The organism is Burkholderia sp. Tr-20390 (assembly GCF_017104595.1).
Lineage (GTDB): Bacteria > Pseudomonadota > Gammaproteobacteria > Burkholderiales > Burkholderiaceae > Burkholderia.
On the sequence record NZ_JAAGPC010000333.1, the window covers coordinates 1 to 5,088 of the forward strand.

General features: G+C 69.2%; 6 protein-coding genes. 3 read left to right on the forward strand and 3 right to left on the reverse strand.

From position 1 onward, the window contains the following. The coding region (locus G3N98_RS38385; protein WP_206151037.1) for an FUSC family protein at positions 1 to 1,964 on the reverse strand (1,964 nt) is incomplete at its 3' end. After that, positions 1,961 to 2,440 (reverse strand): MarR family transcriptional regulator, encoded by a 480-nt coding sequence (locus tag G3N98_RS38390; RefSeq protein WP_089476459.1) that lies wholly within the window; start codon positions 2,438 to 2,440, stop codon positions 1,961 to 1,963. The genes G3N98_RS38390 and G3N98_RS38385, both read right to left, overlap by 4 nt. Positions 2,441 to 2,753: 313 nt before the next feature. Here G3N98_RS38390 and G3N98_RS38395 point away from each other — a divergent pair, with 313 nt between their 5' ends. From G3N98_RS38395 to G3N98_RS38405, 3 genes are all read left to right on the forward strand, one after another. Continuing rightward, positions 2,754 to 3,614 (forward strand): MaoC family dehydratase N-terminal domain-containing protein, encoded by an 861-nt coding sequence (locus G3N98_RS38395; RefSeq protein ID WP_206151038.1) that lies wholly within the window; start codon positions 2,754 to 2,756, stop codon positions 3,612 to 3,614. 210 nt (positions 3,615 to 3,824) lie between these two features. Next, on the forward strand, positions 3,825 to 4,112 hold the full coding sequence (locus G3N98_RS38400) for a DUF1330 domain-containing protein (RefSeq protein WP_206151039.1): 288 nt from the start codon (positions 3,825 to 3,827) through the stop codon (positions 4,110 to 4,112). Between the two features lie 58 nt (positions 4,113 to 4,170). Next, positions 4,171 to 4,632: a hypothetical protein gene (locus tag G3N98_RS38405; RefSeq protein ID WP_206151040.1), complete on the forward strand. Its 462-nt coding sequence runs from the start codon at positions 4,171 to 4,173 to the stop codon at positions 4,630 to 4,632. Positions 4,633 to 4,763: 131 nt separating this feature from the next. On the opposite strand, the gene G3N98_RS38410 is transcribed toward G3N98_RS38405, so the two are convergent. Then, positions 4,764 to 5,088: DAK2 domain-containing protein (locus G3N98_RS38410; RefSeq protein WP_206151041.1), on the reverse strand; the 325-nt coding region annotated here is incomplete at its 5' end.

Genomic DNA, 5,088 nt, shown 5'->3' on the forward strand with positions numbered 1-5,088 from the left:
AGGTTGCGGCCCGCGACGCGTTGCAGGGCGTCGTCGATCGTCGCAAGCAGCGCGGGCGGCGCCGGCTGGCGCGCGTTCGCGGCGGCGCAGCGTTCGTAGTGATCGGTGACGCCGGCCAGCACGCGGTCGATCGCGTCGGGCACGTCGCCGGACAGCCGGCGGCGCGAGCGGCGCAGGTCGAGCGCATTGAGCGCGATGCGCAGGTCGCGGAAGCTTTCGATCGACGGGTGGCGATGATCGTCGGACGCGCCGAGGCGCGGCAGCAGCTGAGTGACGCGGTCGAGCATCCGCGACGCGTGGTTGCGCTGGTCGTCGAGCGGTTGTGTCGACGCGGAGCGCGCGACGTCTTCCCAGCCCGAGCGCAGCAGGCGCCGCACCGCGAGTTCCGCGCCGAACGGCCGTGTCGCACGGGTCCATACATAGGCGAACAACAACCCGGCGACACCCGCGAGGTTGCTGTTCAGGAACACGAAGAAATCGGCATCGTACGCACCCTGGATGCTGATGAAGGTGGCCGTGTTCACGGCGACGAGCATCGTCACCATGTTGAACTGCGGGCGCGGCAGCAGCGTGCCGATCAGGATGAACGGGCCCGCGAACATCACGACGAGCATCGCGAAATCGTGCACGTGCGGCAGCACGACGAACAGGTACAGGCCCGCGAACACGACGCTCGCGGTCGTCGCGAGGAAGAACTTGAACACCAGCGGCGCGGGCTCGTCGAGCGCGGCGAAGAAGCTGCACGACACGGCCACGAGCGTGACGGCGGCGGCGCCGTCGTGCCAGCCGGACGCGATCCACAGCCAGCTCGCGAACACGATCGCGGCGACGACGGTCAGCGTCGAGAACAGCATCATCCCGCGATCGAAGAAGCGCTCGGTGCCGCCAAGCCGCCAGTGCCGGTAGCGCGGCTGCCAGACGCCCGCTTCGTTGCCGATCAGCGCGCGCAGCGAGCGGCAGTCCTGCCAGATGTCGATGACCTGGCGCAGCCGCCATAGCGCGTTCGACAGCAGCGCACCGTCCCAGCTCGCGAGCGCGTCGTCGGCCGGCTGCAGCGCGGCGATGCGTTCGCGCAGGCGTTGCGCGACCGGGTCGTCGGTCATGTCGCCGTCGGTGCCGGCCCGGACGGCCGGCAGCGGCGCGTCGAACCATGTCGCGGCATCGGCGAGCAACTCGTCGAGCCCGGCCGGCCGGATGTGCAGGTCGCGCATCAGCGCGATCAACGGATCGGCGAGCGACGACATCAGCGGCAGGAACAGCTGCATCCGGCCCGCGAGCGCCTGTGCCCGCGCGAGGATGCGCGGGTGCGCATGGTCGTAGCTCAGCTGGCTCAGCAGGAATTCGAGGCCCGTGATGGTCGCCGCGAGGCGTTGCCGGCACGCGGACAGCGCCTTGCCGGCAATGTGCCCGGACAGCGTCTCGCGGCCGTAGAACGCGGCATCCTTGAACCACGCGTCGGTGCGCTCGATCAGCGTCGGCGCGAGCCGGTTCGGGAAGATCGCGCTGCCGACCACGCTCGCGCACACGATGCCGAGCACGATCTCCTCGGTACGTGCGATCGCGACGTCGAACACGGTGGACGGATCGGTCACGGTCGGCAGCGCGACCAGCGGCATCGTGTAGCCGGCGAGCATGAACACGTAGCTGCGCGCGGTGCGATCGGAGATCGCGAGGTAGAGCAGCGTGCCGCACCAGGTGGCGACGATGATCGCGAACAGCAGCGGCGTCTCGACGAACGGCGGCACGAAGAAGATCGCGGCGGCCGCGCCGAGCGCGGTGCCGAGCGCGCGATAGAGCGCCTTCGAGCGCGTTGCGCCGACAAACGGGTTCGACACGATGTAGACGCTCGCCATCGCCCAGTACGGGCGCGGCAACTGGAAATACAGACCGAGATACAGCGCCAGCATCGACGCGGCAAACGTCTTGCCCGAGAACAGCCAGTCGCGAAGGCTCGGATAGGTCATGACGTGGCGTCGCCGGTGTGGGAGGCGCGTGCGGCGGGCGTGTGCGACTCGGACGCATTGAAGGCGTCGAGCACGCGCAGCGTCGCTTCGAGATCGGCGCGCGTGACACCCTTGAGCACCTGTGCGCGCAGCACGCGCAGGTCTTCCTCCATCTTCGCGGTGACCGCGCGGCCGGCGGCCGTCAGCGAGATCGTTTTCGCGCGGCGGTCGTGCGGATCCTCGTCGCGGCGCGCGAGGCCGGCCGCGCACAGCTGGTCGAGCAGGCGCACGAGCGATGGCCCCTCGATGCCGACGTATTCGGCGAGCGTGCCCTGGCGCACGCCTTCGCCGAGGCGCCCGGCGATCAGCAGCGGCGTCGCGCACGCCTCGGACACGTTGTACGTGGTCAGCACGCCGTCACTGGTGCGGCGCCACTTGCGCGCGGACAGCACGAGAAGGCTGCTGACGGCGAGGCGGAGGTCGTGCAGATTGGTCATGGGCGAGATGATAGGGGCAAATTAATTCGATAGCAAACTATCGTTTTTGTCACCCGGATGACATGCTGCGCGCGGTTCGGCCCGCTCGTTTGAAGCAATTTAAGCGGCGTGCCGGGGATGGTCAAGCTGTAAGGATGTGCCGGCACGGGTGGTGCGTTTGGCGGCTGCGATCGAATGGTCAGACGAAAGTCGTCCGGTCGGGCCGCTCGGCAGGTCAGGCAGGTTCGAAGCCGGGGTTCGGGAAATCCGGCTTCGCGAAACGGCGCGCGGCGTGCATATTGAGGCCGTTGCAAGCCACCCGGAGATTCCGCACGTGTCCCTTTCATCCTCTCAGCCCCCTGGCCAGGCGTCGCTCGACGCATGGCTGGGCAAGACCGAAACGCTCGGCGACGACATCACCGCGTTCCCGCTGAACGCGCTGGCCGCCACGCTCGACCGCCCGTCGCCCGGCGATGTCGTGCCGCCGATGTGGCACTGGCTCTATTTCCTGCCCGTCGCGCCACTGGCCGAAGTCGGCCCCGATGGCCATCCGAAGCGCGGCGGCTTCCTGCCGCCCGTGCCGCTGCCGCGCCGCATGTGGGCCGGCGGCCGCCTGACTTTCCATGCGCCGCTACGTACAGGGCGGCGCGCGACGCGCGAATCGACGATCGAGAACATCGAGGACAAGACGGGACGCAGCGGCCGGCTCGTCTTCGTGACGGTGCAGCACCGGATCGAGTGTGACGGCGCGTTGTGCGTCGAGGAAGAGCACGACATCGTCTATCGCGATGCGCCGCAGCCGGGCTCGCCGGCGCCGAAGCCGGTCGTGGCGCCGGCAGGCGAGACGTGGTCGCGCACGGTCACGGCCGACGCCGTGATGCTGTTCCGCTATTCGGCGCTGACCTTCAACGGTCACCGCATCCACTACGACCGCAGCTACGTGACGCAGGAGGAGGGCTATCCGGGGCTCGTCGTGCACGGCCCGCTGATCGCGACGCTGCTCGTCGATCTCGTGCATCGCGAGCGGCCCGACGCGACGCTCGCGAGCTTCGCGTTCCGCGCGGTGCGCCCGACGTTCGACGGGGAGCCGTTCACGCTGTGCGGCCAGCCTTCGGATGACGGCCGGACGATCGAGCTGTGGGCGAAGGATCGCGACGGCTGGCTGACGATGCAGGCCACCGCGACGCTTGCGTGACGGCCTTCGTTCCGGTCATCCGCGTGCGACAAAAGCCGTACCCGGGTGACCGTTGTCGCACGCGGCAAGCCGGCCGGATGCGCACTCGGCCAGCCCCGACGTTCGTCGGCAAACCCCTGTAAGCTGCTGGCAGGTCGCGCGCCGTTCGCCGGACCAGGCGATGCGCGCCGGTCCATCCCCCTTCCACGCAGCGCATCAGGAGCACGCATCTTGGCCACCTACATCGTGTTTACACGTGAAAGCATGCAGGACCAGCAGGAATTCGACCTCTACCAGAGCAAGGTTGGCGCAACGCTCGCCGGGCATCCGGTGAAGGTGCTCGCAGCCTACGGGCCGCAGGAGACGCTCGAGGGCGAAGGCCCGGAAGGCGTCGTGATCGTCGAATTCCCGTCGAAGGAAGCCGCGCACGCGTGGTATCACGGCCCGGAATACCAGGCCGTCGCCCAGCACCGCTTCAAGGGCGCGCGCTATCGCGCCGTGCTGGTCGAAGGCGCCTGAGCGACGTGCATCGGGTGAGTCCGGCGGCGCGCCGCGACGCCGGACACCCGGCCCGACGATGAAACCATCGACTTCCGCCACCGCGCCCGTTCGCCCGCCGATGGGCCGCGTCACGACCGTGTTGCTCGCGATCAGCGTGCTGTTCTATCTGGTCGCCATGTTCACCGCGCCGTTCCGCACCGGCGCGCCCGCTCCGCATCCATGGGCCGACGGCTGGCAGGTGCTGTTGACGGGCTGGATGGGCGTGCTCGTCGGTATCTATGCATGGCTCGCGAATCCGCTCGTGTTCGCCGCCTGGCTGCTGACCGCGAAGCGCTACCGCGCGCAGGCGGTCGTGCTGGCCGGTCTGGCGTTGCTGTTCGGGATGAGCTTCCTGTCGCAGCACCAGATTGCCGTCGACGAAGCCGGGAACGTCGAACCCGTGCATCTCGACGCGATCGGCTATTGGTGCTGGCTCGCGAGTTTCGCCGTGGCGGCGGTTGGTGCGGCGTTGTTGCCCGGGCGGACGAAGACGGGCTGATTGATTGCGGATGGGCACAGAGGTGATGCCGCCCGACATCGCAACGATCCTCGACATCGGCACGTGACGCGGTGTGGCGTCTCGCGTGCCGATGCGTTGAAGGCGCGACACCGATGGCGCGCCTTCGACCCTCACCCGATGTGCGCCTGCAACGCACGCAGCCAATACGACACCGCGACCGCGCCGCCGTCCGGCGTGCCGATCGCGCGTTCGCCGAGATAGCTCGCGCGCCCGGCGCGCGGCGTCATGCGTGCGGTTTCCTGCGCGCCGTGCTCGGCGGCTTCGACTGCCGCGGCCCAGGCGCCGGCGGGATCGCGATCGTTGTCGAGCGCACGCTCGAATGCCGCGACGGCCGGGACCAGCGCATCGAGCATCGTGCGGTCGCCGGCATGCGCGCCGCCCAGTTCGCTGATCGATTCCACCGCGCCGCGGAACGCCGCGGCCGAGTCGCGCGCC